Source organism: Enterobacter sp. E12 (assembly GCF_014596715.2).
Lineage (GTDB): Bacteria > Pseudomonadota > Gammaproteobacteria > Enterobacterales > Enterobacteriaceae > Enterobacter > Enterobacter bugandensis.
In genome coordinates this window covers 886726-913541 of record NZ_CP115601.1, presented here as the reverse complement: position 1 = coordinate 913541, position 26816 = coordinate 886726, and the positions used below count along the sequence as shown (strand labels likewise).

The following is a 26816-nucleotide window of genomic DNA, read 5'->3' as shown; positions in this document are numbered from 1 at the left end:
TATGTCAGACTTATCGTTTAACTGAACGTTTCAAATACAGGAAGTCTACCAGAGATGCGTAAACAGGTAGAAATTTTCACCGATGGATCTTGTCTCGGCAACCCAGGGCCCGGCGGCTACGGCGCAATTATGCGCTATCGCCAGCATGAAAAAACTTTTAGCGAAGGCTATTTCCTGACCACCAACAACCGTATGGAGTTGATGGCGGCCATTGTGGCGCTGGAAGCCTTAAAAGAACACTGCGACGTGGTGCTCAGTACCGACAGCCAGTACGTGCGCCAGGGTATCACCCAGTGGATCCACAACTGGAAAAAACGCGGCTGGAAAACTGCGGATAAAAAGCCGGTTAAAAATGTCGATCTCTGGAAGCGGCTGGATGCGGCATTAGGTCAGCACCAAATAAAATGGGAATGGGTAAAAGGGCATGCTGGTCACCCTGAGAACGAACGCTGCGACGAACTGGCGCGCGCGGCGGCTTTAAACCCGGCCCATGAGGATGCAGGCTACCAGCCTGAATCCTGATCAGGGCTTTCTGTACTGCCGCGTTGCGCCAACGGTCTGCCGGATAGGCGTTTTCGATTTGCTCTGCTTCATCGGGTTAAGCGTAAGGGGGATGGTTCGCTTACGCGCGACGATAAACTGCATGCAGCCTAAGGCGGGCAAATGCGTGCTTAACAACACTCCCCCCTTCCGCGCCCACGGCAGTACCTGAAAACCGCCGTAGCCGAGCACTTCAAAGTTCAGCAGTGAAAGCCAGTCGAGCTGGCGCATCATGGTGAACATCCGGCTGTTATAGGGTGGCGTTCGGCGCAGCACGGGCACCAGCTTGCGCAGCCCCATCAGGCTCAGCGGATTGAATCCGCTGAGGATCAGCCAGCCGTCATCAATCAGAACGCGATCGGCTTCACGCAGCATACGGTGAGGATCGCTGCACCAGGGCAACGCGTGTGCAAGAAGGCATGCATCAACGGATTTCTCTGCAAATGGCAGATGCAACGGGTCTGCCTTCACCTGAACCGGCGATCCGCCGAGAGAGACGTTAACCTGATGTGAGATAGCGCAGCTTTCGGTATTGATTTCCGCGCTGAGATTGCCAATCTTAAGCAGGTGAAAGCCATACATTTTCGCGAGCCAGGGCTTCAGCTGCTGCTCTAGTGCCTCGCGATAGTATTCACCCCAGGGCAATTCCGCCCAACGTTCCGGTGCTGCGACAGACTGAGGTATCCTTGCCGGTTTCATCAAAACACCCGCCACGCTATAAGAGGTAATGTATGAATCTTATCAGTATTCCCGCTTTTGAGGACAATTACATCTGGGTTTTGGTCGATGACGAGCGTCGATGCGTCATTGTCGATCCCGGCGAATCCGCCCCTGTACTGCGCGCCATAAATGATAACGGCTGGCAGCCTGACGCCATTCTGTTGACGCATCATCATAACGATCATACTGGCGGCGTGCAGGAACTACGCGCCCAATTTCCGCATCTTGTGGTGTACGGACCGGCTGAGACACAAAATAAGGGAACGACGCAAGTAGTCGAAGAAGGCGAAAATATCCTCATCCACGAGTGGGAGTTTTCCGTATTTGCTACACCGGGTCACACTTTGGGACATCTGTGTTTCTACAGCAAACCTTATCTTTTTTGTGGCGACACCTTGTTCTCTGGCGGCTGCGGAAGACTGTTTGAAGGCACTCCTGAACAGATGTATCAGTCTTTACAAAAGATTAGTGCGTTACCGGATGACACCCTTATTTGTTGCGCCCATGAGTATACATTAGGAAATATGAAGTTTGCTGCAAGCCTCTTACCTGAGGATCGGGCGATTCAGGATTATTATCACAAAGTGAAGGAGTTACGTGCAAAAAACCAAAATACACTGCCCGTAATTCTGAAAAATGAGCGCCAGATTAATTTATTTTTACGAACAGATGATATTGATTTAATTAATAAAATTAACCAAGAAACAAATTTGCAACAACCTGAACAGCGATTTGCATGGTTAAGGTCAAAGAAAGATAACTTCAGATAAATGCGGGTTGCCTTTTCAAAATTTCGCCGTTATCATCGCTCGTCTTTTAAGCAACTATTGACACACACATGAAGGCAAAAGCGATATTACTCGCCTCTGTCCTGCTTGTAGGTTGCCAGTCGCAGAACGGCAGCAACGTACAACAGCACGCACAGAGCCTTTCTGCAGCTGGTCAAGGGGAAGCAGGGAAGTTTACAAGTTCGGCGCGCTGGATGGACGATGGGACATCTTTCGCGCAGGAGCAAGACTTGTGGACCTCTATTGGCGACGAGCTAAAGATGGGAATTCCGGAAAACAGCCGGATTCGCGAACAGAAACAGAAGTATTTAAGAAATAAGAGCTATCTCCACGATGTAACGTTACGGGCAGAGCCGTATATGTACTGGATAGCCGGGCAAGTTAAAAAACGTAACATGCCTATGGAGCTGGTACTCCTACCCATAGTGGAGAGCGCTTTTGACCCACACGCGACGTCTGGCGCCAATGCCGCAGGCATTTGGCAGATCATTCCGAGCACCGGGCGAAACTATGGTCTGAAACAGACCCGCAACTATGATGCGCGTCGCGATGTTGTCGCTTCAACGACAGCCGCTCTCGACATGATGCAACGTCTGAACAAGATGTTTGACGGCGACTGGCTGTTAACGGTCGCAGCGTATAACAGTGGCGAAGGTCGTGTACTGAAGGCAATGAAAGCGAATAAAGCACGGGGTAAATCCACCGATTTTTGGTCGCTCTCACTGCCACAGGAAACGAAGATTTACGTACCGAAAATGCTGGCCTTGAGCGATATTCTCAAGAACAGCAAGCGTTACGGTGTACAACTGCCAACACCAGACGAAAGTCGTGCACTGGCGCGCGTGCGCCTCAGCAATCCTGTTGATATTCAACAAGTTGCTGATATGACGGGTATGTCGGTAAGTAAATTGAAAACCTTTAATGCAGGCGTTAAAGGCTCGACGCTGGGGGCAAGCGGCCCGCAGTATGTGATGGTTCCGCAGAAACATGCGGCGCAGTTACGTGAGTCTTTAGCATCGGGTGAAATTGCCGCCGTTCAGTCAACGCTGATCGCCGATGCTTCATCCGTTAGCAGCCGCAGCTATAAGGTGCGTTCAGGGGATACCCTTTCAGGCATTGCCTCACGTCTTGGCGTGACGGCGAAAGATCTGCAGCAGTGGAATAATCTGCGCAGCTCTGGGCTGAAGGTGGGTCAGACACTGACGGTGGGAGCAGGTAACAGCGCACAGCGTCTCGCCAGCAACAGCGATAGCATCACCTATCGCGTGCGCAAAGGCGATTCACTGTCCAGTATCGCAAAACGACACGGCGTGAACATCAAAGATGTGATGCGCTGGAATAATGATACTGACAATCTGAAACCGGGCGACCAGCTGACGCTGTTTGTGAAGAACAGCGCCACGCCAGACTCCTGATAACACGATCGAAAGATAAAAAGGCACCGATTCCCCTCGGTGCCTTTTTTGTTTATCGCGCTTTTTGCGCTTCAGCCATGATGGTATCGCTCGTAAATGAGCCATCCGCCTGCAGTTCAAAGTACGCCTTCACCTCTGCGGACGCACTCTCCTGGTAAAGCCTAATCGCCTGGCTTAACGCCTCCGGGGTACGCATACGGGCTATCCAGGAGCTGAACTCCAGCGGTAAACGGTCTGTTATTAACGAGCGCGCAATCAGCCCGGCTTCAGTGATAAACGTTAACCACTCCCCGCTGGCGTAGTTTTGAACGTGCGAGGTGTCGCGCAGCGCTTCGACCGTCTGCAGCCAGATATTACGCACCGGATGTCCGGGAGACATCACGTCCATAATGATGAAGGTGCCACCCGGCTTCAGAACACGTCTGACTTCGCGCAATGCCTGGCCGACGTCATGCCAGTGGTGTGCGGAATACCGGCTGATCGCGACATCAAACGACGCGTCATCAAACGGTAAAGACTCCGCATAGCCCTGCCGCGTATCAATATTGTTCAGCCCTTTCGCTTTCGCCGCCTCAGCAACGACGTCCAGCATCTGGCTCGATAAATCATATGCGGTAACGTGGGCTACCTGCTGCGCAGCCGTAAAGCTGGCGTGCCCTGCCCCACATCCCAGGTCCAGCACGTGCGCCTGCGGGAATGCCGCCAGACGTTCACCGAGACGCACCAGATCGCGACCTGAAGCATGCACGGCGCTGCTCAGATAAGCACTTGCCTGAGAACCAAACTGTTTTTCTACGTTGTCATGATGGGAGTGTGTTGTTGTCATCGTACTGTCCTTTGTTGGTTAAAAATAAAAGGGCAGCACCCGCGCGGCCTGCCCCACGGCAGACCTGACACACCATTATTTATCAGGTTTGCCGGGACTGAATTCAACGAGTAGAGGATTGTGATCCGAAGCGCGCGTCACCAGTACAGAGGCGTCGTGCACGCTCAAACCGCGATAGAAGACAAAGTCGAGAGGACGACCAAAAGCTTTTTTACGCTGGTCATCACTGAAGCGAACTTCACGCAGCGACATTTCGCGCGCAAAGCGATACAGCGCATTCATGCGCGGACGGCTCCAGGCATTAAAATCGCCTGCCATGATGATGGGCCCGCTGTGATGCGCAATCTGATCGCCAATAGGAAGTAACTGCTTACTATACACATCCACGCCGAGGCTAAAGTTTACCGCGTGGATATTGACGACCATCAGCATACGAGTATCCGGCAGCGGATAGACCGTCACCAGCGCTGATTTCGCCAGACGCAGAATTGGCTCTCTTTCGCGCAATGGACAACAATATACCGGATGCGCTGCTGATAGCGTCATCACGCCTGAGGGATGTTGAGGCAGAACAAAGGCCGGCACCTGGTCGGCGGCAAGGTAATTCGTGGTGGCAAACCGTACCAGTTCAGGGGTAGTTTGCGCCTCCTGGAGCAGAACCAGGTGGGCATCTTTTCCAAAATTTTTGAGTACCGATAACCACTCCGCGCGCTGCTGCTTGAAGATATTCCAGACCAGAACCCGAATTTTATCATCGCTGCTTAACGGTGTGCCGGCGGGTAATGCCTGGCTTATGCTCGCAAACGACCCCGGAGGTAAGATCCTCTCCGCGGGCATTCCGGCAACATAACGCATGGCATAGGTATTTTTTCGCACTTTTGGAAACAGCCCCTGTAACATGAACCAGCCCTGAAAACGGACTGGTTCTAATGTTATAGGGACTTTAGGTCACACTTTCAACGCAATTTCTGAGAAACCGCTTTCCAGTTTTGTAAGCAAGCACTTACTGATGTTATCCCAGCGCTACGCGGGCTGGCTTATCGAAGCGTCCACTCAGGCCAATCAGCAGGAAGGCGACCAGGACAATCACCGCGCCAATCCATGGGGTCTGGGTTAATCCGAAGTGTTCGACGGTTTGTCCGCCAATAATGGAGCCCAGCGCGATACCAATATTAAAAGCGGCAATATTCAGACCGGATGCCACATCCACCGCATTCGGCGTATAGAGCTCGGCTTTCTGGACAACGTAAACCTGAAGCCCTGGCACATTACCGAAGGCGAAGATCCCCATCACCAGTACCGTGACCAGCGCGGCGTATTGCATTGAAGCCGTGAACTGGAAAATCATCAGCAGAACCACCAGGGCGGCGAAGATAAATTTCAGCGCCGGTACCGCACCATGCTTATCCGCAAGCTTACCGCCCCAGATATTGCCAATGGCCACAGAAATACCGTATCCCAGCAAAATCCAGCTCACGTCATTCGGGGAGAAGCCCGCCAGGTCCTGCATCATCGGTGCCAGGAAGGTGAAGGCAGTGAATACGCCGCCATAGCCCAGAGCCGTAACCGCATAGATGATAAGCAAACGCGGATGGGTAAGCACTTTCAGCTGATCGCGCAGGCTGGCGCTCGCCCGGCCTGGAATATTCGATGGTACCAGCAGCAGGCTAGTCACCAGAGCGATAACGCCCAGTAAGGAGACGGCCAGAAACGTTTCACGCCAGCCGAAATGCTGTCCGATAAACGTTCCCAACGGTACGCCTGTGACCAGTGCGACGGTCAACCCACCGAACATGATCGCGATCGCTGAAGCCGCTTTCTCTTTGGGGACCAGGCTGGTTGCAATGGTGGAACCAATCGAGAAGAACACGCCGTGTGCCAGACCGGTCAGCAGGCGGGCAATCACCAGCGTGGTGTAGTCCGGTGCCTGCCAGGCCAGAACGTTCCCGGCGGTAAACAGCACCATCAGCGCGACTAACAGCTGTTTACGCGGAAAACGTCCGGTCAGGGCCGTCAGCACCGGCGCGCCGACGGCAACGCCCAGGGCGTAGATGGACACCAGCAACCCGGCTGAGGGCAGCGAGATGGCAAGCTGGTTAGCGATGGTAGGAACCAGTCCCACGATAACAAATTCGGTCGTGCCAATTGCAAAGGCACTGATCGTCAGGGCAAGTAGCGCCAGTGGCATAAAATACTCCGTATCATCAGGATTAAGATGACAGGCAGTATGCGCCAGTGCTTAAATAACAAAAATGGTCAAAATATCAATAGAATTTTGCAGGTGGTGCAACAATGAAAGCAACTTCTGAAGAGCTGACAATCTTTGTCGCCGTCGTCGAGAGCGGCAGCTTTAGCCGCGCAGCCGAGCAGCTGGGACAGGCTAACTCGGCCATTAGCCGTTCGGTGAAAAAGCTGGAGATGAAGCTTGGGGTGAGTCTGCTCAACCGAACGACGCGGCAGCTCAGCCTGACGGAAGAAGGGGAACGTTATTTCCGCCGCGTGCAGTCGGTGCTGCAGGAGATGGCCGCAGCGGAGACGGAGATTATGGAAACCCGCAGCACGCCGCGCGGGTTGCTGCGCATTGATGCTGCCACGCCGGTTGTGCTTCATTTTCTGATGCCGTTAATCAAACCTTTCCGTGAACGCTATCCGGAGATGACGCTCTCTCTGGTCTCGTCCGAGACGTTTATTAACCTCATCGAGCGGAAAGTAGATGTGGCTATTCGGGCGGGAACCCTGACAGATTCCAGCCTGCGGGCCCGCCCGCTGTTTGCCAGCTACCGTAAAATTATCGCGTCGCCACAGTATATTGCTGAACATGGTAAACCGGAGACGGTTGAAGAACTGAAGCAGCATCTGTGCCTGGGCTTTACGGAGCCGGTGTCGCTGAACACCTGGCCTGTTGCCTGTCATGATGGCCAGCTTCATGAAATTACCTGCGGGTTATCGTCTAACAGCGGAGAAACGCTGAAGCAGCTTTGCCTGGAAGGGAATGGGATCGCCTGCTTGTCAGACTATATGATTGATAAAGAGATAGCGCGGGGTGAACTGGTAGAGCTAATGGCCGATAAACGTTTGCCGGTCGAGATGCCTTTCAGCGCGGTGTATTACAGCGACAGAGCGGTAAGCACGCGCATACGCGCCTTTATCGACTTCCTGAGCGAGCATATAAAAACAGCTCCCGGAGGAGCTGTGTGAGGGTTCGGGTTACAGAGGGAGGGTCTTATTAATCCCAGTCAGGGGCTAAACCTTCCGGGCTCACCAGGCGGTCGTTGCACTCCAGTGCTGCGATCGCTTTTTTATCATCGTCATCCAGATGAAGATCCAGCGCTAGCAGGTTGCTGGCCAGGTTTTCGCGCTTGGTTGATGATGGGATCACGGCATAGCCTTCACCCATTGCCCATGCCAGAATAACCTGCGCAGCAGTGGCGTTATGCTTCTCAGCGATACGGATAATTACCTCGTCCTTCAGAGCCTTACCGTAGGCCAGCGTCATGTAAGAGGTAATATGGATACCGTGCTGCTTTGCCCAATCTACGACTTTGCTGTTTTGCAGGTATGGAGACAGCTCAATCTGGTTGGTCGCAATATTCTCAGCGCCAACAGCGGCAATCGCCTTTTCCATCAGCGGGATGGTGAAGTTGGAAATACCAATTTCACGGGTCAGGCCCTGCTTTTTCGCTTCCAACAGCGCCTGCATGAACTCTTCCACAGAAACGGCATCGTTCGGTGACGGCCAGTGGATCAGCGTCAGATCGACATAGTCGGTACGCAGTTTCTTCAGGCTCTCTTTCAGGCTTGGAATGAGCTTGTCTTTGCTGAGGTTTTCGATCCAGATTTTGGTGGTGATGAACAGTTCATTACGCGGTACACCGCTCTCTTCAAGAGCCTGTCCAACGGCAGCTTCGTTTTCATAGATCTGTGCCGTATCAATTGCGCGATAGCCAAGTTCAAGAGCGGTTTTAACTGATGCGATAACTACGTCGTCTTTCAGGCGGAAAGTGCCCAGACCAAATGCAGGGAGAGTCATAATATTCCTCAATCGTTATGTTCGTTAACTGAGGACGATTATCGCTGGTGGTGTTATAGAGAAAAAGATCGTAAAACGCAGAGGATTTTTGCTAATTTCGCAATAATTAATCGTCAGATATGAAAAAAGCCCTGAGCGTTAACTCAGGGCTTTTAATAAGTGGCGGAACGGACGGGACTCGAACCCGCGACCCCCTGCGTGACAGGCAGGTATTCTAACCGACTGAACTACCGCTCCACCGAAGACTGCTTGTAACCACCGGATTTATGCACCGGCTTACTACTTAATTTGATGCCTGGCAGTTCCCTACTCTCACATGGGGAGACCCCACACTACCATCGGCGCTACGGCGTTTCACTTCTGAGTTCGGCATGGGGTCAGGTGGGACCACCGCGCTAAAGCCGCCAGGCAAATTCTGTTTAATCTGTATCAGGCTGAAAATCGTCTCTCACCGCCAAAACACCTTCGGCGTTGTAAGGTTAAGCCTCACGGTTCATTAGTACCGGTTAGCTCAACGCATCGCTGCGCTTACACACCCGGCCTATCAACGTCGTCGTCTTCAACGTTCCTTCAGGAGACTTATAGTCTCAGGGAGAACTCATCTCGGGGCAAGTTTCGTGCTTAGATGCTTTCAGCACTTATCTCTTCCGCATTTAGCTACCGGGCAGTGCCATTGGCATGACAACCCGAACACCAGTGATGCGTCCACTCCGGTCCTCTCGTACTAGGAGCAGCCCCCCTCAATTCTCCAGCGCCCACGGCAGATAGGGACCGAACTGTCTCACGACGTTCTAAACCCAGCTCGCGTACCACTTTAAATGGCGAACAGCCATACCCTTGGGACCTACTTCAGCCCCAGGATGTGATGAGCCGACATCGAGGTGCCAAACACCGCCGTCGATATGAACTCTTGGGCGGTATCAGCCTGTTATCCCCGGAGTACCTTTTATCCGTTGAGCGATGGCCCTTCCATTCAGAACCACCGGATCACTATGACCTGCTTTCGCACCTGCTCGAGCCGTCACTCTCGCAGTCAAGCTAGCTTATGCCATTGCACTAACCTCCTGATGTCCGACCAGGATTAGCTAACCTTCGTGCTCCTCCGTTACTCTTTGGGAGGAGACCGCCCCAGTCAAACTACCCACCAGACACTGTCCGCAACCCGGATCACGGGTCCACGTTAGAACACCAGCCATTAAAGGGTGGTATTTCAAGGACGGCTCCACGCAGACTGGCGTCCACGCTTCAAAGCCTCCCACCTATCCTACACATCAAGGACCAGTGTTCAGTGTCAAGCTATAGTAAAGGTTCACGGGGTCTTTCCGTCTTGCCGCGGGTACACTGCATCTTCACAGCGAGTTCAATTTCACTGAGTCTCGGGTGGAGACAGCCTGGCCATCATTACGCCATTCGTGCAGGTCGGAACTTACCCGACAAGGAATTTCGCTACCTTAGGACCGTTATAGTTACGGCCGCCGTTTACCGGGGCTTCGATCAAGAGCTTCGCGTTGCCGCTAACCCCATCAATTAACCTTCCGGCACCGGGCAGGCGTCACACCGTATACGTCCACTTTCGTGTTTGCACAGTGCTGTGTTTTTAATAAACAGTTGCAGCCAGCTGGTATCTTCGACTGATTTCAGCTCCGTCCGCAGGGACTTCACCTACATATCAGCGTGCCTTCTCCCGAAGTTACGGCACCATTTTGCCTAGTTCCTTCACCCGAGTTCTCTCAAGCGCCTTGGTATTCTCTACCTGACCACCTGTGTCGGTTTGGGGTACGATTTCGTGTTACCTGATGCTTAGAGGCTTTTCCTGGAAGCAGGGCATTTATCACTTCAGCACCGTAGTGCCTCGTCATCACGCCTCAGTGTTAAAGTGAACCGGATTTGCCTGGAACACACACCTACACGCTTAAACCGGGACAACCGTCGCCCGGCTGACATAGCCTTCTCCGTCCCCCCTTCGCAGTAACACCAAGTACAGGAATATTAACCTGTTTCCCATCGACTACGCCTTTCGGCCTCGCCTTAGGGGTCGACTCACCCTGCCCCGATTAACGTTGGACAGGAACCCTTGGTCTTCCGGCGAGCGGGCTTTTCACCCGCTTTATCGTTACTTATGTCAGCATTCGCACTTCTGATACCTCCAGCATGCCTCACAGCACACCTTCAACGGCTTACAGAACGCTCCCCTACCCAACAACACATAGTGTCGCTGCCGCAGCTTCGGTGCATGGTTTAGCCCCGTTACATCTTCCGCGCAGGCCGACTCGACCAGTGAGCTATTACGCTTTCTTTAAATGATGGCTGCTTCTAAGCCAACATCCTGGCTGTCTGTGCCTTCCCACATCGTTTCCCACTTAACCATGACTTTGGGACCTTAGCTGGCGGTCTGGGTTGTTTCCCTCTTCACGACGGACGTTAGCACCCGCCGTGTGTCTCCCGTGATAACATTCTTCGGTATTCGTAGTTTGCATCGGGTTGGTAAGCCGGGATGGCCCCCTAGCCGAAACAGTGCTCTACCCCCGAAGATGAGTTCACGAGGCGCTACCTAAATAGCTTTCGGGGAGAACCAGCTATCTCCCGGTTTGATTGGCCTTTCACCCCCAGCCACAGGTCATCCGCTAATTTTTCAACATTAGTCGGTTCGGTCCTCCAGTTAGTGTTACCCAACCTTCAACCTGCCCATGGCTAGATCACCGGGTTTCGGGTCTATACCCTGCAACTTAACGCCCAGTTAAGACTCGGTTTCCCTGCGGCTCCCCTATACGGTTAACCTTGCTACAGAATATAAGTCGCTGACCCATTATACAAAAGGTACGCAGTCACACCACGAAGGTGCTCCCACTGCTTGTACGTACACGGTTTCAGGTTCTTTTTCACTCCCCTCGCCGGGGTTCTTTTCGCCTTTCCCTCACGGTACTGGTTCACTATCGGTCAGTCAGGAGTATTTAGCCTTGGAGGATGGTCCCCCCATATTCAGACAGGATACCACGTGTCCCGCCCTACTCTTCGAGTTCACAACCTGTGCATTTTCGTGTACGGGACTGTCACCCTGTACCGTGCGACTTTCCAGACGCTTCCACTAACACACAAGCTGATTCAGACTCCGGGCTGCTCCCCGTTCGCTCGCCGCTACTGGGGGAATCTCGGTTGATTTCTTTTCCTCGGGGTACTTAGATGTTTCAGTTCCCCCGGTTCGCCTCGTTAACCTATGTATTCAGTTAACGATAGTGTGACGAATCACACTGGGTTTCCCCATTCGGACATCGACGGGTCAAAGGTTCATATCACCTCGCCGTCGCTTTTCGCAGATTAGCACGTCCTTCATCGCCTCTGACTGCCAGGGCATCCACCGTGTACGCTTAGTCGCTTAACCTCACAACCCGAAGATGTTTCACTTCTGATTGCGAAAATTTGAGAGACTCGAACACACCATTAAAGATGTGTCGTTTCAATTTTCAGCTTGATCCAGATTTTTAAAGAGCAAAACTTCGCAGTGCACCTTTTCAGGTTCACTCTGAAGTTTTCTTGTGTTCGCAGTAAAAGATGGTGGAGCTATGCGGGATCGAACCGCAGACCTCCTGCGTGCAAAGCAGGCGCTCTCCCAGCTGAGCTATAGCCCCATCGTTTTGCCAACCTCTTCAAATTTGCTTCGCAAATTTGGTAGGCCTGAGTGGACTTGAACCACCGACCTCACCCTTATCAGGGGTGCGCTCTAACCACCTGAGCTACAAGCCTGTAGAGGTTTTTTACTGCTGTTTTTCATCAGACAATCTGTGTGAGCACTGCAAAGGCAGGTTCTTTAAGGTAAGGAGGTGATCCAACCGCAGGTTCCCCTACGGTTACCTTGTTACGACTTCACCCCAGTCATGAATCACAAAGTGGTAAGCGCCCTCCCGAAGGTTAAGCTACCTACTTCTTTTGCAACCCACTCCCATGGTGTGACGGGCGGTGTGTACAAGGCCCGGGAACGTATTCACCGTGGCATTCTGATCCACGATTACTAGCGATTCCGACTTCATGGAGTCGAGTTGCAGACTCCAATCCGGACTACGACGCACTTTATGAGGTCCGCTTGCTCTCGCGAGGTCGCTTCTCTTTGTATGCGCCATTGTAGCACGTGTGTAGCCCTACTCGTAAGGGCCATGATGACTTGACGTCATCCCCACCTTCCTCCAGTTTATCACTGGCAGTCTCCTTTGAGTTCCCGGCCTAACCGCTGGCAACAAAGGATAAGGGTTGCGCTCGTTGCGGGACTTAACCCAACATTTCACAACACGAGCTGACGACAGCCATGCAGCACCTGTCTCAGAGTTCCCGAAGGCACCAAAGCATCTCTGCTAAGTTCTCTGGATGTCAAGAGTAGGTAAGGTTCTTCGCGTTGCATCGAATTAAACCACATGCTCCACCGCTTGTGCGGGCCCCCGTCAATTCATTTGAGTTTTAACCTTGCGGCCGTACTCCCCAGGCGGTCGACTTAACGCGTTAGCTCCGGAAGCCACGCCTCAAGGGCACAACCTCCAAGTCGACATCGTTTACGGCGTGGACTACCAGGGTATCTAATCCTGTTTGCTCCCCACGCTTTCGCACCTGAGCGTCAGTCTTTGTCCAGGGGGCCGCCTTCGCCACCGGTATTCCTCCAGATCTCTACGCATTTCACCGCTACACCTGGAATTCTACCCCCCTCTACAAGACTCTAGCCTGCCAGTTTCGAATGCAGTTCCCAGGTTGAGCCCGGGGATTTCACATCCGACTTGACAGACCGCCTGCGTGCGCTTTACGCCCAGTAATTCCGATTAACGCTTGCACCCTCCGTATTACCGCGGCTGCTGGCACGGAGTTAGCCGGTGCTTCTTCTGCGGGTAACGTCAATCGACAAGGTTATTAACCTTATCGCCTTCCTCCCCGCTGAAAGTACTTTACAACCCGAAGGCCTTCTTCATACACGCGGCATGGCTGCATCAGGCTTGCGCCCATTGTGCAATATTCCCCACTGCTGCCTCCCGTAGGAGTCTGGACCGTGTCTCAGTTCCAGTGTGGCTGGTCATCCTCTCAGACCAGCTAGGGATCGTCGCCTAGGTGAGCCGTTACCCCACCTACTAGCTAATCCCATCTGGGCACATCTGATGGCAAGAGGCCCGAAGGTCCCCCTCTTTGGTCTTGCGACGTTATGCGGTATTAGCTACCGTTTCCAGTAGTTATCCCCCTCCATCAGGCAGTTTCCCAGACATTACTCACCCGTCCGCCACTCGTCACCCGAGAGCAAGCTCTCTGTGCTACCGTTCGACTTGCATGTGTTAGGCCTGCCGCCAGCGTTCAATCTGAGCCATGATCAAACTCTTCAATTTAAGTTTGATGCTCGTGAATTAAACTTCGTAATGAATTACGCATGTTCACTCAGAGACTTGGTATTCATTTATTGTCCGAAGACATTAAGAATCCATGTCACTTTGAGTGCCCACACAGATTGTCTGATAAATTGTTAAAGAGCAGTGCAACGCGGCTTTCGCTCACCGTTGCGAGGTGGCGTATATTACGCTTTCCTCTTTCAGAGTCAACCCGTTATTTCAGGATTTTTTCTCTTCAGCCGACCGGGTTAACTGTGAAGTGATTCACATCCGCCGTGTCGATGGAGGCGCATTATAGGGAGCTGCCGAGGAATGACAAGCGGAAATATGCATTTTTATTTCGACCGCTCACCTTTTCGCCAAAAAGGCTATTTCTGATGCTTTTTTATCTCTTTTGGAAGCTCTGCCAGACTATTAATCACCCAATCCGCTGCACTTTCTGCTTCTGGTGTTACGGGCTTACCGGTACGCACTAATATTTTGGTACCCACTCCCGCCGCTGCGGCCGCCTGCATATCTTCCAGCTTATCGCCCACCATATAAGAAGCAGCCATATCAATGTGCAAGAACTCCTGCGCAGAGTTAAACATGCCCGGATGCGGTTTACGGCAGTCGCAGGTCTGACGATACTCTTCTACCGTTCCCTGCGGGTGGTGCGGGCAGTAGTAAATGCCATCAAGATCGACCCCGCGATCGGCCAGCGACCAGTCCATCCACTCCGTCAGCGTCTCAAACTGCGCTTCGGTGAACTTACCGCGCGCGATGCCGGACTGGTTCGTTACGACCACCAGCGCATAGCCCATCTCTTTTAGCTGGCGCATTGCCTCTATAACGCCGTCGATAAATTCGAATTCATCGATCTCATGCACATAACCGTGATCCACATTAATCGTGCCATCACGGTCGAGAAAAATTGCGGGTACTGATTTTGCCACCGGTTTGCTCCTGAAAAAGGCCTGTTGAGCTAGTATCTCATGAATCGCAGCGCAATAAAGTGCTCATCGTACAGAGTTGGATTGATTTAGACGTCTGGATGCCTTAACATCCGTTTTGTTTACGGTCATCACCCGTATCTGGCAGAAGAAAATGCCACGGCTAACTTACATACGATAAAAATAATCTAATGATTAAACTTTCCAATATCACCAAAGTGTTCCAGCAGGGGAACCGAACCATTCAGGCGCTGAACAACGTCAGCCTGCATGTTCCTGCTGGTCAAATTTATGGCGTCATTGGCGCATCGGGTGCGGGTAAAAGCACGCTGATCCGTTGTGTTAACCTGCTTGAGCGCCCAACCCAGGGCAGCGTAGAAGTTGGCGGTCAGGAACTTACCGCCCTTTCAGAAAAAGAACTCACCAAAGCGCGCCGTCAAATTGGCATGATCTTCCAGCACTTTAACCTGCTGGCTTCCCGCACGGTGTTCGGCAACGTCGCCTTACCGCTGGAGCTGGATAACACGCCGAAAGAAGAAGTGAAGCGTCGCGTTACCGAACTGCTCGACCTCGTGGGTCTGGGTGATAAGCATGATAGCTACCCGGCAAATCTGTCCGGTGGGCAGAAGCAGCGTGTTGCTATTGCCCGCGCGCTGGCCAGCAACCCAAAAGTACTCCTGTGCGACGAAGCTACCAGCGCACTGGATCCGGCCACCACGCGTTCTATTCTGGAACTGCTGAAGGACATTAACCGTCGCCTGGGCCTGACGATCCTCCTTATTACGCACGAGATGGACGTGGTGAAACGCATCTGCGACTGCGTGGCGGTCATTAGCAACGGTGAACTGATCGAGCAGGACACGGTAAGCGAAGTATTTTCCCATCCGAAAACGCCGCTGGCGCAGCAGTTTATTCAGTCCACGCTGCATCTGGATATTCCAGAAGATTATCTGGAGCGTTTGAAAACCGAGGCAACGGCGGACAGCGTCCCGATGTTGCGTATGGAATTCACCGGTCAGTCCGTTGATGCCCCTCTGCTTTCCGAAACCGCGCGTCGCTTTAACGTGAACAACAACATTATTAGCGCGCAGATGGATTACGCCGGTGGCGTGAAGTTCGGCATCATGCTGACGGAAATGCACGGCACTCAAGAAGAAACCCAGGCCGCAATCGCCTGGCTGCAAGAACATCATGTAAAAGTAGAGGTACTGGGTTATGTCTGAGCCGATGATGTGGCTACTGGTTCGCGGCGTTTGGGAAACGCTGGCAATGACCTTTGTATCGGGTTTCTTTGGTTTTGTGATTGGCCTGCCGGTAGGCGTACTGCTGTACGTGACGCGTCCGGGTCAAATCATTGAGAACGCGAAGCTCTACCGTACGCTCTCCGCGCTGGTGAATATCTTCCGTTCCATCCCGTTTATTATTCTGCTGGTGTGGATGATTCCGTTTACCCGCGTGATCGTCGGCACATCGATTGGTCTGCAGGCGGCTATCGTTCCGCTGACCGTAGGCGCTGCGCCGTTTATCGCCCGTATGGTGGAGAACGCCCTGCTGGAGATCCCAACCGGTTTGATTGAAGCTTCTCGTGCAATGGGGGCAACACCTATGCAGATCGTCCGCAAGGTTCTGCTGCCTGAAGCACTGCCGGGCCTGGTGAACGCGGCAACGATTACGCTTATTACTCTGGTAGGGTATTCCGCGATGGGCGGTGCAGTTGGCGCTGGCGGTTTAGGGCAGATTGGTTATCAGTACGGCTATATTGGATATAACGCTACCGTGATGAATACCGTTCTGGTATTGCTGGTTGTTCTGGTTTACTTAATCCAGTTCTCTGGCGATCGCATCGTCCGGGCTGTTACGCACAAATAACGTTACACACAACACAAACTCGATGAGTTAAGGATAAAACATGGCGTTTAAATTAAAGACCTTTGCAGCAGTAGGCGCGCTGATTGGATCTCTGGCACTGGTGGGTTGCGGTCAGGACGAAAAAGATCCAAACCATATTAAAGTGGGCGTTATCGTAGGTGCAGAACAGCAGGTTGCTGAAGTTGCTCAGAAAGTGGCGAAAGAAAAATACGGGCTGGACGTTGAGCTCGTAACCTTCAACGATTACGTTCTGCCGAACGAAGCGCTGAGCAAAGGCGATATCGACGCCAACGCCTTCCAGCATAAGCCATACCTGGATCAGCAGATCAAAGATCGCGGCTATAAGCTGGTTGGCGTGGGTAACACCTTCGTCTACCCGATTGCAGGCTACTCCAAGAAAATTAAATCGCTGGACGAACTGCAGCCGGGTTCTCAGGTAGCCGTGCCTAACGATCCAACCAACCTCGGACGCTCCCTGCTGCTGCTGCAGAAAGTGGGCCTGATCAAACTGAAAGACGGCGTTGGCCTGCTGCCAACCGTTCTGGATGTCACCGAGAACCCGAAAAATCTGAAAATTGTTGAACTGGAAGCACCGCAGCTGCCGCGTTCTCTGGACGATGCGCAGATTGCCCTGGCCGTTATCAACACCACTTACGCCAGCCAGATTGGCCTGACGCCAGCGAAAGACGGTATCTTCGTTGAAGATAAAGACTCTCCGTACGTTAACCTGATCGTGACTCGCGAAGATAACAAAGACGCGGAAAACGTGAAGAAGTTCGTCCAGGCCTATCAGTCAGACGAAGTTTACCAGGAAGCCAACAAAGTGTTTAACGGCGGCGCTGTTAAAGGCTGGTAATCTCACCTCAGTGTAATATCATCAGGACGGGCTTATGCCCGTCTTGTCATTTGTGCAGTCACCTGATTCAATATCTGACGTTTTGATTATCCATTGAGGAATTATTATGCGTGCTTTACCGATCTGTCTTTTAGCACTCATGCTGAGCGGCTGTTCTATGCTAAGCAGATCTCCTGTTGAACCCGTTCAAAGCACGGCAACCCCGCCAAAAACAGAGCCTGCAAAACCGAAAGTGGTTCGCCCTGCGCCGGTTCGCATTATCACCAAGGCTGACGAACTGGTCGGCAAACCGTTCCGTGAACTGGGTGAAGTGAGCGGTGAATCCTGTCAGGCAACCAATCAGGACTCTCCACCGAATATCCCGACTGCGCGTAAACGCATGCAGATTAACGCCGCAAAAATGAAAGCTAACGCGGTGCTGCTGCACAGCTGCGAAGTCACCAGCGGCACGCCGGGCTGCTACCGTCAGGCGGTTTGCATCGGTTCTGCGCTGAACATTACGGCGAAATGAGTGCATTTCAGTTTGAGCAAATAGGCGTTATCCACTCTCCGTATAAAGAGAAGTTCGCCGTGCCCCGCCAGCCCGGTCTGGTCACCAGCGGCAGCGGCGAGCTTCATCTTCAGGCACCTTATAACCAGGCCGATGCGGTACGCGGGCTCGAGTCTTTCAGTCACTTATGGGTGGTATTTGTTTTTCACCAGACAATGGAAGGCGGCTGGCGTCCCACCGTGCGTCCCCCGCGCCTGGGCGGAAATGCGAGAATGGGCGTGTTTGCGACTCGTTCGACCTTCCGCCCCAATCCGATCGGGATGTCGCTGGTTGAACTGAAAGGCATACGTTGCCAGAAGGATCAGGTCATCCTTGAGCTGGGCAGCCTGGACCTGGTTGACGGCACGCCGGTTATCGACATTAAACCCTATTTGCCTTTCGCCGAATCCCTCCCGAATGCGCGTGCAAGCTACGCTCAGGACGCACCGCAGGCGGATATGCCAGTCTCGTTTACGCCTGAGATAGCCTTACAGCTGAGTCAGCTGGAGAAACGCTATCCTCGCTTACGGCATTTCATCACTGAAGTTCTGGCACAGGACCCCCGTCCGGCCTACCGTAAAGAAGAGGAAGCAGGAAAGACGTACGCCGTCTGGCTGCTGGATTTTAACGTGCGCTGGCGCGTCACTGGGGCAGGTTTCGAAGTGTTTGCCCTTGAACCCAGGTAATTTTGTTCTCCTCTCTTTTGGCATCTTTGCCACACTGGTAAACTAAACCACTTTTTTTGTGTCAGGCTGGCGTTTCAGCCTGTTCCAATCGTCGAAATGGAACCGTAACAACATGCGTACTAGCCAATATCTGCTCTCCACTCTGAAGGAGACACCTGCCGACGCCGAAGTGATCAGCCATCAGCTGATGCTGCGCGCCGGGATGATCCGCAAGCTGGCCTCCGGGTTATACACCTGGCTGCCGACCGGCGTGCGCGTCCTGAAAAAAGTCGAAAACATCGTGCGTGAAGAGATGAACAACGCCGGTGCTATCGAGGTGTCCATGCCCGTGGTTCAGCCCGCTGACCTGTGGCAGGAGAGCGGTCGTTGGGAGCAATATGGCCCAGAACTGCTGCGCTTCGTCGATCGCGGCGAGCGTCCATTCGTTCTCGGTCCAACGCATGAAGAAGTCATTACCGATCTGATTCGTAATGAGCTGAGCTCTTACAAACAGCTGCCGCTGAACTTCTTCCAGATCCAGACCAAGTTCCGTGACGAAGTGCGCCCACGTTTCGGCGTGATGCGCTCTCGCGAATTCCTGATGAAAGATGCCTACTCTTTCCATACGTCACAGGAATCGCTGCAAGAGACCTACGACAAAATGTACGAGGCTTACAGCAAAATCTTCTCCCGCATGGGTCTGGATTTCCGCGCTGTGCAGGCTGATACCGGCTCCATCGGCGGTAGCGCGTCCCATGAGTTCCAGGTTCTGGCGCAGAGCGGTGAAGACGATGTGATCTTCTCTGACTCTTCAGACTACGCGGCGAACATCGAATTTGCAGAAGCGCTGGCACCAAAAGAACCTCGCGGCGCGGCAACGCAAGAGATGACGCTGGTTGATACGCCAAATGCGAAAACCATCGCCGAGCTGGTCGAGCAGTTCAGTCTGCCAGTCGAAAAAACCGTGAAAACGCTGCTGGTGAAATCCACCGAAGGCAGCGCTTACCCGCTGGTTGCCCTGCTGGTGCGTGGCGATCATGAACTGAACGAAGTGAAAGCCGAAAAGCTGCCGCAGGTCGCCAGCCCGCTGACGTTCGCCACGGAAGCGGAAATCCGCGCCGTCGTGAATGCCGGCCCAGGCTCTCTCGGTCCGGTGAATATGCCGGTTCCTGTCGTTATTGACCGCACGGTTGCTGCAATGAGCGACTTCTCCGCGGGTGCTAACATCGACGGTAAACATTACTTCGGCATCAACTGGGATCGCGACGTAGCGACGCCAGAAGTGGCAGACATCCGTAACGTGGTTGCAGGCGACCCAAGCCCGGACGGCCAGGGTACGCTGATGATCAAGCGCGGTATCGAAGTGGGCCACATCTTCCAGCTGGGTGATAAATACTCTCGTGCGCTGAACGCCGCCGTTCAGGGTGAAGATGGCCGTAACCAGATCCTGACCATGGGCTGCTACGGTATCGGGGTAACGCGCGTGGTGGCTGCGGCCATCGAGCAGAACTACGACGAGCGCGGCATCGTCTGGCCGGACAATATCGCGCCGTTCCAGGTGGCCATTCTGCCAATGAACATGCACAAGTCTTACCGCGTGCAGGAGCTGGCCGAGAAGCTGTATGCCGAGCTGCGCGCTCAGGGTATCGAAGTGCTGATGGATGACCGTAAAGAGCGTCCGGGCGTGATGTTTGCCGATATGGAACTGATCGGTATCCCGCACACCGTCGTCATCGGCGACCGTAACCTCGACAGCGATGAGATTGAATACAAATACCGTCGCAGCGGCGAAAAACAGATGATCAAGACCGGCGATATTCTTGATTACCTGGTGAAAGCCGTCAAAGGCTAAACAAAAAACCCCGCTCTGGCGGGGTTTTTTAATGGCTCAACGTCAAATTATTTACTGTTACAGTCTTTACCCGCGGCAAACTTCGCGTCTTTATCTGCCACCAGCGTTTTCACCATCTCCCCGCTATCCGGGTTTGGCTCCAGCGTAAAGTGGCCGTCAACCGTCAGCAATACCGGCTTGCTGTCATTGCCGCGCGCCACGGCGTAATCACGTTCAAGCTGCGCATTGTTTGCCACGCTGACTTTCTTACCGGTAGCGCAGTCAGTAAAGATCGCCGCATCCGCCATATAGAAATACATCCCCCGCATCGCCATTGGCGTGGCTGGCAGCGACGCTTTCACCGGCGTCAGCGTGTAGTTGAGCTGGGATTCAATCGGATTGCCTTCCCGGTCGAGCATTTCCATGTTCTCACCTTTAGGGCGGAACCAGGTTTTGTCACCGGTGGTATCTGTCAGGACCAGCTTCTCCGCCGTACGCGCCCATGTCCCGTAGGTGGCAAATGAAGAGGGTTCTTTCGCGCCCTGGTAGCGTTGGTTCATCACCCAGGTACCGTCTTTTTGCAGGAACAGTGACGTTTCAATGCCTTCGCAGTCCGCGCAAGGCAATACGCCGCGCCAGCTCTGCTGCATTGGCTTTAACTCTTCATTCTGCGCTGGCTGCAAAACCTGCGTTTCAGAACGGTTGTTACACCCGAAAAGCGCAAACAATGTACTCACTGCCAGCGCTGAAAATAATGCTTTTTTCACAATGAATTCCTTATGAAAATTGTGTTCCCTTTCGTCACTCCATCGGGCGACGAACTTTACCGCGCAATGCTTTCACTGTGGATTTTTGGGCTTTCGAGGACAGCCGACGCTCTTTCGATGCGCGGGTTGGCCGTGTTGCCCGGCGGCTTTTTTGTACTGCCGTTAACTCTTTGATGACCGCCACCAGCCTGGCTAGCGCCGCCTCCCGGTTTAATTCCTGGCTGCGATACTCCTGGGCTTTGATCACAATCACGCCATCGCTGGTGATCAGATGATGGCTGGCGGCAAGCAGGCTTTCTTTATAATACTCTGGCAGGCTTGATGCCCGAATGTCAAAACGCAAATGGATAGCCGTCGACGCCTTGTTGACGTGCTGTCCGCCCGCGCCCTGAGCACGGATGGCGGCGATCTCCAGCTCGCTATCAGGGATGCTGACGCTTCGGGACAAGACGATCATGACGCAGGCTGCCAGGCTGTCAGATGAATTTCCAGATTATTCTGAGAGTCAGAAAGCCAGATGGCTCCGTCCTGGATCGTTGCCTGCAGCGCCATCGTCCGGCTGGCGAACTCGCTCAGCTGCGCCAGCTGTTCATCATCCAGATACCAGACGACGAGATTTTTAAACTGCGCGCATTTATTCTTATTTTGCTGCCACCAAATCTCCGCCGCGCGCTGGTTATAGGCGAATAACGCCACTTCCGCAGACTGAGTACACGCCTTCTTAATCCTGCGCTCGTCCGGCAGACCGAGTTCAATCCATAAATCGATCCCCAGATGGTCGTTGCGCAGCCAGGCTTCAGGCTCGTCTTCCGCACTTAACCCACGGGTAAACTGCAGACGTTCATCAGCATACTTAATCCACGCCAGCAGGCGCAGCATCATACGCTCCTGTGTTTCGGAGGGGTGGCGTGCCAGCGTAAGCGATGCGTCCAGAAACTGGTTGCGATCAAGATCGGCCACGTTGATCACTGCTTTATAAATTGTCGCTTTCAGCGCCATGAGAGAACTCCATTCGAATCAGCCGCACATTGTAGCGAAAACGGAGGCAAAAGGCTGTTACCGAGTAATAAATACACCGCTATCAAGGCGCTGATATTGCTTAAATGAGTATGGTATAGTCACCTTGCTAAACCGAGTTTATCTTCGTAGGCTTAATGATATCTCACAGTAAGTCAGTGCGCTGGCGGGAGGGGATGTGAATAATTATTGTGAGTTAATTCGCAAACGGTATGCGGAAATCGCCAGCGGAGATCTGGGGTATGTCCCGGATGCGTTGGGCTGTGTATTGAAAGTGCTTAATGAAGTGGCCTCTGATGAGAGCCTTTCAGAGTCGGTCAGGGAAAAAGCAGCGTATGCTGCGGCGAATTTACTGGTGAGCGATTATGTCGATGAATGATACTTATCAACCCATCAATTGTGATGACTATGACAACCTCGAACTCGCCTGCCAGCATCATTTAATACTGACGCTGGAGCTAAAAGATGGCGAAGTGTTGAAGGCGAAGGCCAGCGATCTGCTTTCACGCAAGAATGTGGAATACCTGATCGTGGAAGATGCCGGTGCGACGCGCGAGCTGCGTCTGGACAAAATAGCCAGCTTCAGCCACCCGCAAATCGGCACCGTAGTGGTGAGCGAATCCTGATGACACTAACGGGCAGCCGGGCTGCCCGTTACGCTTTCCGCCACTCGAAGCTGGCCCCCTCTTCTGTCCACCCCTCTTCCGTGATGAAAACCCCTGCAGCAGCAATCAGCGTTTCACCGTAGAACAGCAGCGGCGTGGTGTCGCGTAGCCACGGCGGCACGTTGTACTCCTGCCATATCTTTTTCAGCTTCCGTCCCCCGTTGCGTCCGACGATATGCAGCAAGCCGCCAGCCTTAAAGCGCACGCTGACGGGTTCTCCGGGCTTTGGCAGACGCACATGCCCAGTCGGCATCAGAGAGACACTCCCCGCGTCACGGGGCAATATCAGCGGTGCCTCTGGTGAGGTCCAGTGAAGCACCACATCGGTCAGCGAGGGGGAGTATTTTACCCACCAGAGTTTGCCTTTATAGCGTCTGACCTCATATCCGCTGAGGTGTACGCAGGGGGAAGCATCTTCCCGCGCCTGCGCGACTTCGTCCCAGATACGGCTCAGCATTGCCCGCGACGGCATCGCAGCATGATGAGTGGCGAGCCAGCGACGTAACAGCGCGGCCCGACGCGCCGGGCTTATCGCCTCCAGAGGCGCAATTGCCAGCGCTCCGTCTTCTGAAATGAGGTCAGACAGCTCCTCGCTGAGTAACTCATCCAGCAGGCTTTCCTGTTCGGCACACAGCATGGCGCTTCTTGCCGTCGCGTCGGCGAAATGCGGCCAGCGCTCGCTTAAAAGCGGGAGGACGCGCAGACGCAGGAAGTTACGATCGTAGCTATCGTCCTGGTTGCTCTCATCTTCGATCCAGCTCAGCTGATGTTCCCGCGCCCAGGCTTCCAGCGACGCGCGTGTCTCGCCAAGCAACGGACGCAATAATTGCGTTCCGGCAAAATCAGAACGTGCCGGCATGGCGGAAAGCCCCGCGGGTCCGCTGCCACGCTTAAGCGCCAGCAAAAAAGTTTCGCACTGATCGTCCAGATGCTGCGCAGTGACCAGCGCTTCGCCGGGCAGCAATACGCCTGCAAAAGCGGTATAGCGGGCTTTACGCGCCTGCGCCTCAATACCCAATCCTTCATCAGCAAGCGTGACGCGCTCAACGATGAGCGGGATAGCCCACGCCTCACACAAGGCTTCACAGTGCGCCACCCAATCCTCTGCATGACGGCTTAGTCCGTGGTGGATATGTATAGCCCGAAGCTGGACGCCAGTGTCCCGGTCGCGCCAGAGCTTAAGGCGATGTAGCAACACGGTGGAATCCAGGCCACCGCTAAACCCCACCAGCAGCTGGCGGTACGGTGAAACGGCTTGTGCGATAGCGGGTAAGGTCATAGGAAATTACACATAAAAAATGCCCGAACTGAGCGGGCATTATCACACAGGACAAACATTACTGCTGGTAAAGCTCCAGCGGCAGGCCGTCCGGATCGTTGAAAAAGGTGAAACGCTTATCGGTAAACGGATCGACGCGAATCGCCTCGCACGTCACGCCGTGCGCTTCCAGGTGTTTTACTGCGCTATCAAGGTCATCAACGCTGAAAGCCAGATGACGCAGTCCGCAGGCTTCCGGACGGGACGGACGCGAAGGCGGGAAAGGAAAAGAGAACAGCTCAATCACATACTGCCCGTTTAGCGCGAGATCGCCCTTCCAGGAGTCACGCTCCTCGCGGTAGGCCTCGCTCATGAGCGTAAAACCAAGAATGTCGCAGTAGAAGGCCTTACTTTTCGCATAATCGGTGGCGATGATCGCAATATGGTGAACCGCTTTTAAACCCAGCATAGCTTCTCCTTTTTATGATGCCTGAACGTTACAACCGAAAACCCACACCTGGCAAGCGGTCACCTTTATTTTAGGACTCGCACCCAGTACACGCCGTTTTCATCGCGTTTCGCGCCGTGGATATCCGTTTCAAAGCCTGGATAGTGACGTCCTACCGAACAGAGCATCAGCAGAAAATCGAGCACCGCCCGGCTCTCCTCGGTGATCATCTCACCCGGCATCAGCAGCGGCACGCCCGGCGGATACGGCAGGATCATGTTGGCCGATACCCGCCCGACCAGATTTTCCAGCTCAACGGTTTCGACTTCGCCTTTCACCTGCCGCTGCCAGGCTTTGTGCGGCGTCAGCTTCATGTCAGGCAGGACGTCAAACGCCTGGAGCATCAGGCGCGGCAGATCGTGCTGGCGGATCAGCCGGTGGATCCCCTGGGCCAGATCCTGAATGCGCATGTTGCGGTAAAAGTCAGGATCTTCCGCGTAGAGATCCGGCAGCATGTTCTTCACCCGCAGGTTGAGATCATAGGCGCGCTTGAACTCCATCAGCCCGCGGAGCAAACCCATCGCCCGTGTTTTATCGATCCCGATGCTGAACAGGAACAGCAGATTGTAAGGACCGGTTTTTTCCACCACCACACCGCGCTCGTCAAGGAACTTCGCTACCAGTGCAGCAGGGATCCCCTCCTCGCCCATCACGCCCTGTTCGTCCATGCCCGGCGTCAGGATCGTCACCTTCACGGGATCGAGAAACATGTGGTCTGCATCGGCATCCCGGAAGCCGTGCCAGCTCTCTCCCGGCGCGACGGGCCAGCACTCCGCCTCGTCGATCTCTTCCGGCTGCCAGATATCGAAGAACCAGCCGTCGGCCTCATCCTTCAGCCGCTGGACCTCTTTACGGAAATGCAGCGCCCGTTCCACCGAGCGGTTAATCAGGCGTTTACCCGGATTGCCGCGCAGCATCGCCGCCGCCGTCTCGATAGAGGCCACCAGCGGATAGCTCGGTGAGGTGGTGGTGTGCATCATAAAGGCTTCGTTAAACGTATCCTCATCGTACTCGCCTTTAATATGGATTAACGAAGCCTGCGAAAACGCGGCCAGCATTTTGTGCGTCGACTGCGTTTCGAAAAAGACCTTGCCCGGCACGCGCTCGCCGCTCATGCCGCTTTTACCCGCGTAAATCGGGTGGAAATTGGTGTACGGCACCCACGCGGAATCGAAGTGGATCGACGGCACGTCCAAAGTCTTTTTGATCCAGTTCGTGTTATACAGCAGACCGTCATAAGTGGAGTTGGTGATTACCGCATGGACAGGCCAGCTTGCGTCGGGGATCGCCGCAACCTTACTTTCGATGGCCTGGTGCGTGAACTCCCGGCGCGGAATGCCGCCGAGGATACCGAGCGCGTTACGCGTGGGTGACAGCCAGATCGGGACGACGTCGCTCATCATCAGCAGGTGCGCCAACGATTTATGGCAGTTACGGTCAATCAGCAACGTGCTTCCGGTTGGCGCGGCGTACATCCCGACGATTTTGTTCGAGGTCGAGGTGCCGTTGGTCACCATATAGCTCTGCTCGGCGCCAAAGGTGCGGGCGATATACTCTTCAGCTTCAAGATGTGGGCCGGTGTGATCCAGCAGAGAACCCAGTTCTGTCACTGAAATCGACACGTCTGCTTTCAGGGTGTTGCCGCCGAAGAAATCATAGAACAGGCACCCCACCGGGCTTTTTTGATAGGCCGTTCCGGCCATGTGTCCCGGCGTACAGAAGGTGTATTTCCCCTCTTTCACATAGGTGAACAGCGCGCGCGTAAACGGCGGCGTGATGTTATCCAGGTATTCACCGGTGTACTGCTGAATGCGGGTCGCAATGTCCTCGGCCACGCCGAGCGAGTATTCGAAGAACCACAGCGCCATGCGCATATCGTGCGCGCTGACGTCCATGGTCGAGTGTGTGTTGATAAAGGCGTAGAGCGGAAGGTATTCATTCAACCTGTTGATCTCGCTGCACAGCTCCATGTCGTATTCGTCCCAGTCGAATATCACGCCACAGATGCGCGGATTATGTTCGATGAATTTCAGCAGATCGGCGCTGTTTTGCGGCCAGATCAGCTGATATCCGCGTGCTTTAAGAGCTTGCTCCAGCTCCTTGATGGGCTCGTCTTTATAAAAGACGCCGTGTGGCCCCATGATGGCGATGATGTTCATGGTTTACCTCCTTGAAAAACATCAGATAAGCATAGTTAAGGTAAACGGCAGGTATAAAAAAAGCCGCAACAATGTGCGGCTTTTCAGATA

The 26816-nt window shown here is 53.7% G+C and carries 24 protein-coding genes, 3 tRNA genes and 3 rRNA genes; 12 read left to right on the top strand and 18 right to left on the bottom strand.

Translation table 11 applies throughout. The features are described 5' to 3' along the window. Positions 1-54: 54 nt before the first annotated feature. A complete protein-coding gene (rnhA, locus tag IB212_RS04345; protein WP_028015610.1) occupies positions 55-522 on the top strand; it encodes a ribonuclease HI in 468 nt (155 codons plus the stop codon). On the opposite strand, the gene IB212_RS04340 is transcribed toward rnhA, so the two are convergent. After that, positions 523-1239: a class I SAM-dependent methyltransferase gene (locus tag IB212_RS04340; protein WP_188246082.1), complete on the bottom strand. Its 717-nt coding sequence runs from the start codon at positions 1237-1239 to the stop codon at positions 523-525. It lies immediately after the preceding gene. A gap of 32 nt (positions 1240-1271) precedes the next feature. Here IB212_RS04340 and gloB point away from each other — a divergent pair, with 32 nt between their 5' ends. After that, positions 1272-2030 carry a hydroxyacylglutathione hydrolase gene (gene gloB / locus IB212_RS04335; RefSeq protein ID WP_041911174.1) on the top strand — a complete coding sequence of 253 codons (759 nt, stop codon included), beginning with the start codon at positions 1272-1274 and terminating at the stop codon, positions 2028-2030. Positions 2031-2098: 68 nt separating this feature from the next. Continuing rightward, the gene (gene mltD, locus IB212_RS04330; RefSeq protein ID WP_041911175.1) at positions 2099-3463 is read left to right on the top strand and encodes a murein transglycosylase D; all 1365 of its coding nucleotides are present in this window, start codon (positions 2099-2101) and stop codon (positions 3461-3463) included. Positions 3464-3515: 52 nt separating this feature from the next. Here the strand turns inward: mltD and IB212_RS04325 are convergent, their stop codons facing one another. The 3 genes from IB212_RS04325 to IB212_RS04315 all read right to left on the bottom strand — a co-directional run bounded on the left by IB212_RS04325 (position 3516) and on the right by IB212_RS04315 (position 6477). Next, the gene (locus tag IB212_RS04325; RefSeq protein ID WP_188246081.1) at positions 3516-4289 is read right to left on the bottom strand and encodes a class I SAM-dependent methyltransferase; all 774 of its coding nucleotides are present in this window, start codon (positions 4287-4289) and stop codon (positions 3516-3518) included. A 75-nt stretch (positions 4290-4364) separates the two neighbouring features. Next, complete coding sequence (locus IB212_RS04320) at positions 4365-5165, bottom strand: endonuclease/exonuclease/phosphatase family protein (RefSeq protein WP_028015605.1); 801 nt, start codon at positions 5163-5165, stop codon at positions 4365-4367. Positions 5166-5301: 136 nt separating this feature from the next. Continuing rightward, entirely contained in the window at positions 5302-6477 is a 1176-nt protein-coding gene (locus tag IB212_RS04315; RefSeq protein WP_188246080.1) for an MFS transporter, read from the bottom strand. Positions 6478-6581: 104 nt separating this feature from the next. On the opposite strand from IB212_RS04315, the gene yafC reads away from it, so the two are divergent. Beyond that, positions 6582-7487: a DNA-binding transcriptional regulator YafC gene (gene yafC, locus IB212_RS04310; RefSeq protein ID WP_028015603.1), complete on the top strand. Its 906-nt coding sequence runs from the start codon at positions 6582-6584 to the stop codon at positions 7485-7487. Between the two features lie 28 nt (positions 7488-7515). Here yafC and dkgB read toward each other — a convergent pair whose 3' ends face one another. The 8 genes from dkgB to gmhB form a co-directional block, all read right to left on the bottom strand. Continuing rightward, positions 7516-8319 carry a 2,5-didehydrogluconate reductase DkgB gene (dkgB, locus tag IB212_RS04305; RefSeq protein WP_188246079.1) on the bottom strand — a complete coding sequence of 268 codons (804 nt, stop codon included), beginning with the start codon at positions 8317-8319 and terminating at the stop codon, positions 7516-7518. 160 nt (positions 8320-8479) lie between these two features. Beyond that, positions 8480-8556 (bottom strand) — tRNA-Asp (locus IB212_RS04300). A gap of 56 nt (positions 8557-8612) precedes the next feature. After that, positions 8613-8728, bottom strand: a 5S ribosomal RNA gene (gene rrf, locus IB212_RS04295). A 66-nt stretch (positions 8729-8794) separates the two neighbouring features. After that, positions 8795-11698: ribosomal RNA gene (locus tag IB212_RS04290) — 23S ribosomal RNA — on the bottom strand. Between the two features lie 171 nt (positions 11699-11869). After that, positions 11870-11945 (bottom strand) — tRNA-Ala (locus IB212_RS04285). A gap of 38 nt (positions 11946-11983) precedes the next feature. Then, positions 11984-12060: transfer RNA gene (locus IB212_RS04280), tRNA-Ile, on the bottom strand. A gap of 70 nt (positions 12061-12130) precedes the next feature. Continuing rightward, a 16S ribosomal RNA gene (locus tag IB212_RS04275) occupies positions 12131-13670 on the bottom strand. The 16S, 23S and 5S rRNA genes sit together here with 3 tRNA genes alongside, the layout of an rRNA operon. A 368-nt stretch (positions 13671-14038) precedes the next feature. Continuing rightward, on the bottom strand, positions 14039-14605 hold the full coding sequence (gmhB, locus tag IB212_RS04270) for a D-glycero-beta-D-manno-heptose 1,7-bisphosphate 7-phosphatase (RefSeq protein WP_028015601.1): 567 nt from the start codon (positions 14603-14605) through the stop codon (positions 14039-14041). A 188-nt stretch (positions 14606-14793) separates the two neighbouring features. On the opposite strand from gmhB, the gene metN reads away from it, so the two are divergent. The 6 genes from metN to proS all read left to right on the top strand — a co-directional run bounded on the left by metN (position 14794) and on the right by proS (position 20373). Next, entirely contained in the window at positions 14794-15825 is a 1032-nt protein-coding gene (gene metN, locus IB212_RS04265; protein WP_028015600.1) for a methionine ABC transporter ATP-binding protein MetN, read from the top strand. Continuing rightward, positions 15818-16471: a methionine ABC transporter permease MetI gene (locus IB212_RS04260; protein WP_003856130.1), complete on the top strand. Its 654-nt coding sequence runs from the start codon at positions 15818-15820 to the stop codon at positions 16469-16471. Before metN ends, IB212_RS04260 begins: the two co-directional genes overlap by 8 nt. 40 nt (positions 16472-16511) lie before the next feature. Then, entirely contained in the window at positions 16512-17327 is an 816-nt protein-coding gene (gene metQ, locus IB212_RS04255) for a methionine ABC transporter substrate-binding lipoprotein MetQ (protein ID WP_014168729.1), read from the top strand. A gap of 106 nt (positions 17328-17433) precedes the next feature. Beyond that, on the top strand, positions 17434-17838 hold the full coding sequence (gene rcsF, locus IB212_RS04250; protein ID WP_008501883.1) for an Rcs stress response system protein RcsF: 405 nt from the start codon (positions 17434-17436) through the stop codon (positions 17836-17838). Continuing rightward, positions 17835-18542, top strand: a complete 708-nt coding sequence (gene tsaA / locus IB212_RS04245; protein WP_041911179.1) for a tRNA (N6-threonylcarbamoyladenosine(37)-N6)-methyltransferase TrmO — start codon at positions 17835-17837, stop codon at positions 18540-18542. The genes rcsF and tsaA overlap by 4 nt, the downstream gene beginning before the upstream one ends. Positions 18543-18654: 112 nt before the next feature. Beyond that, positions 18655-20373: a proline--tRNA ligase gene (proS, locus tag IB212_RS04240; protein ID WP_041911180.1), complete on the top strand. Its 1719-nt coding sequence runs from the start codon at positions 18655-18657 to the stop codon at positions 20371-20373. Positions 20374-20420: 47 nt separating this feature from the next. Here the strand turns inward: proS and nlpE are convergent, their stop codons facing one another. Genes nlpE through IB212_RS04225 form a run of 3 tightly spaced genes read right to left on the bottom strand, consistent with a single transcriptional unit; the run spans position 20421 to position 22118 of the window. Beyond that, on the bottom strand, positions 20421-21119 hold the full coding sequence (nlpE, locus tag IB212_RS04235) for an envelope stress response activation lipoprotein NlpE (protein WP_041911181.1): 699 nt from the start codon (positions 21117-21119) through the stop codon (positions 20421-20423). A 34-nt stretch (positions 21120-21153) separates the two neighbouring features. Beyond that, positions 21154-21576 (bottom strand): alternative ribosome rescue aminoacyl-tRNA hydrolase ArfB, encoded by a 423-nt coding sequence (gene arfB, locus IB212_RS04230; RefSeq protein ID WP_028015595.1) that lies wholly within the window; start codon positions 21574-21576, stop codon positions 21154-21156. Then, on the bottom strand, positions 21573-22118 hold the full coding sequence (locus IB212_RS04225) for a YaeQ family protein (RefSeq protein ID WP_041911182.1): 546 nt from the start codon (positions 22116-22118) through the stop codon (positions 21573-21575). Before IB212_RS04225 ends, arfB begins: the two co-directional genes overlap by 4 nt. A gap of 196 nt (positions 22119-22314) precedes the next feature. On the opposite strand from IB212_RS04225, the gene IB212_RS04220 reads away from it, so the two are divergent. Both IB212_RS04220 and rof read left to right on the top strand, forming a co-directional pair. After that, positions 22315-22515: a YaeP family protein gene (locus IB212_RS04220; protein WP_008501889.1), complete on the top strand. Its 201-nt coding sequence runs from the start codon at positions 22315-22317 to the stop codon at positions 22513-22515. Beyond that, complete coding sequence (gene rof / locus IB212_RS04215) at positions 22502-22762, top strand: Rho-binding antiterminator (protein WP_041911183.1); 261 nt, start codon at positions 22502-22504, stop codon at positions 22760-22762. Before IB212_RS04220 ends, rof begins: the two co-directional genes overlap by 14 nt. 28 nt (positions 22763-22790) lie before the next feature. Here the strand turns inward: rof and tilS are convergent, their stop codons facing one another. The 3 genes from tilS to IB212_RS04200 all read right to left on the bottom strand — a co-directional run bounded on the left by tilS (position 22791) and on the right by IB212_RS04200 (position 26726). Further along, complete coding sequence (tilS, locus tag IB212_RS04210; RefSeq protein ID WP_188245739.1) at positions 22791-24080, bottom strand: tRNA lysidine(34) synthetase TilS; 1290 nt, start codon at positions 24078-24080, stop codon at positions 22791-22793. A 58-nt stretch (positions 24081-24138) separates the two neighbouring features. Beyond that, positions 24139-24528 carry a VOC family protein gene (locus IB212_RS04205; protein WP_028015591.1) on the bottom strand — a complete coding sequence of 130 codons (390 nt, stop codon included), beginning with the start codon at positions 24526-24528 and terminating at the stop codon, positions 24139-24141. Between the two features lie 65 nt (positions 24529-24593). Further along, positions 24594-26726, bottom strand: coding sequence for a lysine decarboxylase LdcC (locus IB212_RS04200; RefSeq protein ID WP_041911185.1), 2133 nt, complete (start codon positions 26724-26726; stop codon positions 24594-24596). Positions 26727-26816: the final 90 nt, after the last annotated feature.

Bases quoted from the DNA above. Each gene is read 5' to 3' on its own strand.
- rnhA (WP_028015610.1), top strand. From the start codon at position 55: ATGCGTAAACAGGTAGAAATTTTCACCGATGGATCTTGTCTCGGCAAC.
- IB212_RS04340 (WP_188246082.1), bottom strand. From the start codon at position 1,239: ATGAAACCGGCAAGGATACCTCAGTCTGTCGCAGCACCGGAACGTTGG.
- gloB (WP_041911174.1), top strand. From the start codon at position 1,272: ATGAATCTTATCAGTATTCCCGCTTTTGAGGACAATTACATCTGGGTT.
- mltD (WP_041911175.1), top strand. From the start codon at position 2,099: ATGAAGGCAAAAGCGATATTACTCGCCTCTGTCCTGCTTGTAGGTTGC.
- IB212_RS04325 (WP_188246081.1), bottom strand. From the start codon at position 4,289: ATGACAACAACACACTCCCATCATGACAACGTAGAAAAACAGTTTGGT.
- IB212_RS04315 (WP_188246080.1), bottom strand. From the start codon at position 6,477: ATGCCACTGGCGCTACTTGCCCTGACGATCAGTGCCTTTGCAATTGGC.
- yafC (WP_028015603.1), top strand. From the start codon at position 6,582: ATGAAAGCAACTTCTGAAGAGCTGACAATCTTTGTCGCCGTCGTCGAG.
- dkgB (WP_188246079.1), bottom strand. From the start codon at position 8,319: ATGACTCTCCCTGCATTTGGTCTGGGCACTTTCCGCCTGAAAGACGAC.
- metN (WP_028015600.1), top strand. From the start codon at position 14,794: ATGATTAAACTTTCCAATATCACCAAAGTGTTCCAGCAGGGGAACCGA.
- IB212_RS04260 (WP_003856130.1), top strand. From the start codon at position 15,818: ATGTCTGAGCCGATGATGTGGCTACTGGTTCGCGGCGTTTGGGAAACG.
- metQ (WP_014168729.1), top strand. From the start codon at position 16,512: ATGGCGTTTAAATTAAAGACCTTTGCAGCAGTAGGCGCGCTGATTGGA.
- rcsF (WP_008501883.1), top strand. From the start codon at position 17,434: ATGCGTGCTTTACCGATCTGTCTTTTAGCACTCATGCTGAGCGGCTGT.
- tsaA (WP_041911179.1), top strand. From the start codon at position 17,835: ATGAGTGCATTTCAGTTTGAGCAAATAGGCGTTATCCACTCTCCGTAT.
- proS (WP_041911180.1), top strand. From the start codon at position 18,655: ATGCGTACTAGCCAATATCTGCTCTCCACTCTGAAGGAGACACCTGCC.
- arfB (WP_028015595.1), bottom strand. From the start codon at position 21,576: ATGATCGTCTTGTCCCGAAGCGTCAGCATCCCTGATAGCGAGCTGGAG.
- IB212_RS04225 (WP_041911182.1), bottom strand. From the start codon at position 22,118: ATGGCGCTGAAAGCGACAATTTATAAAGCAGTGATCAACGTGGCCGAT.
- rof (WP_041911183.1), top strand. From the start codon at position 22,502: ATGTCGATGAATGATACTTATCAACCCATCAATTGTGATGACTATGAC.
- tilS (WP_188245739.1), bottom strand. From the start codon at position 24,080: ATGACCTTACCCGCTATCGCACAAGCCGTTTCACCGTACCGCCAGCTG.
- IB212_RS04205 (WP_028015591.1), bottom strand. From the start codon at position 24,528: ATGCTGGGTTTAAAAGCGGTTCACCATATTGCGATCATCGCCACCGAT.
- IB212_RS04200 (WP_041911185.1), bottom strand. From the start codon at position 26,726: ATGAACATCATCGCCATCATGGGGCCACACGGCGTCTTTTATAAAGAC.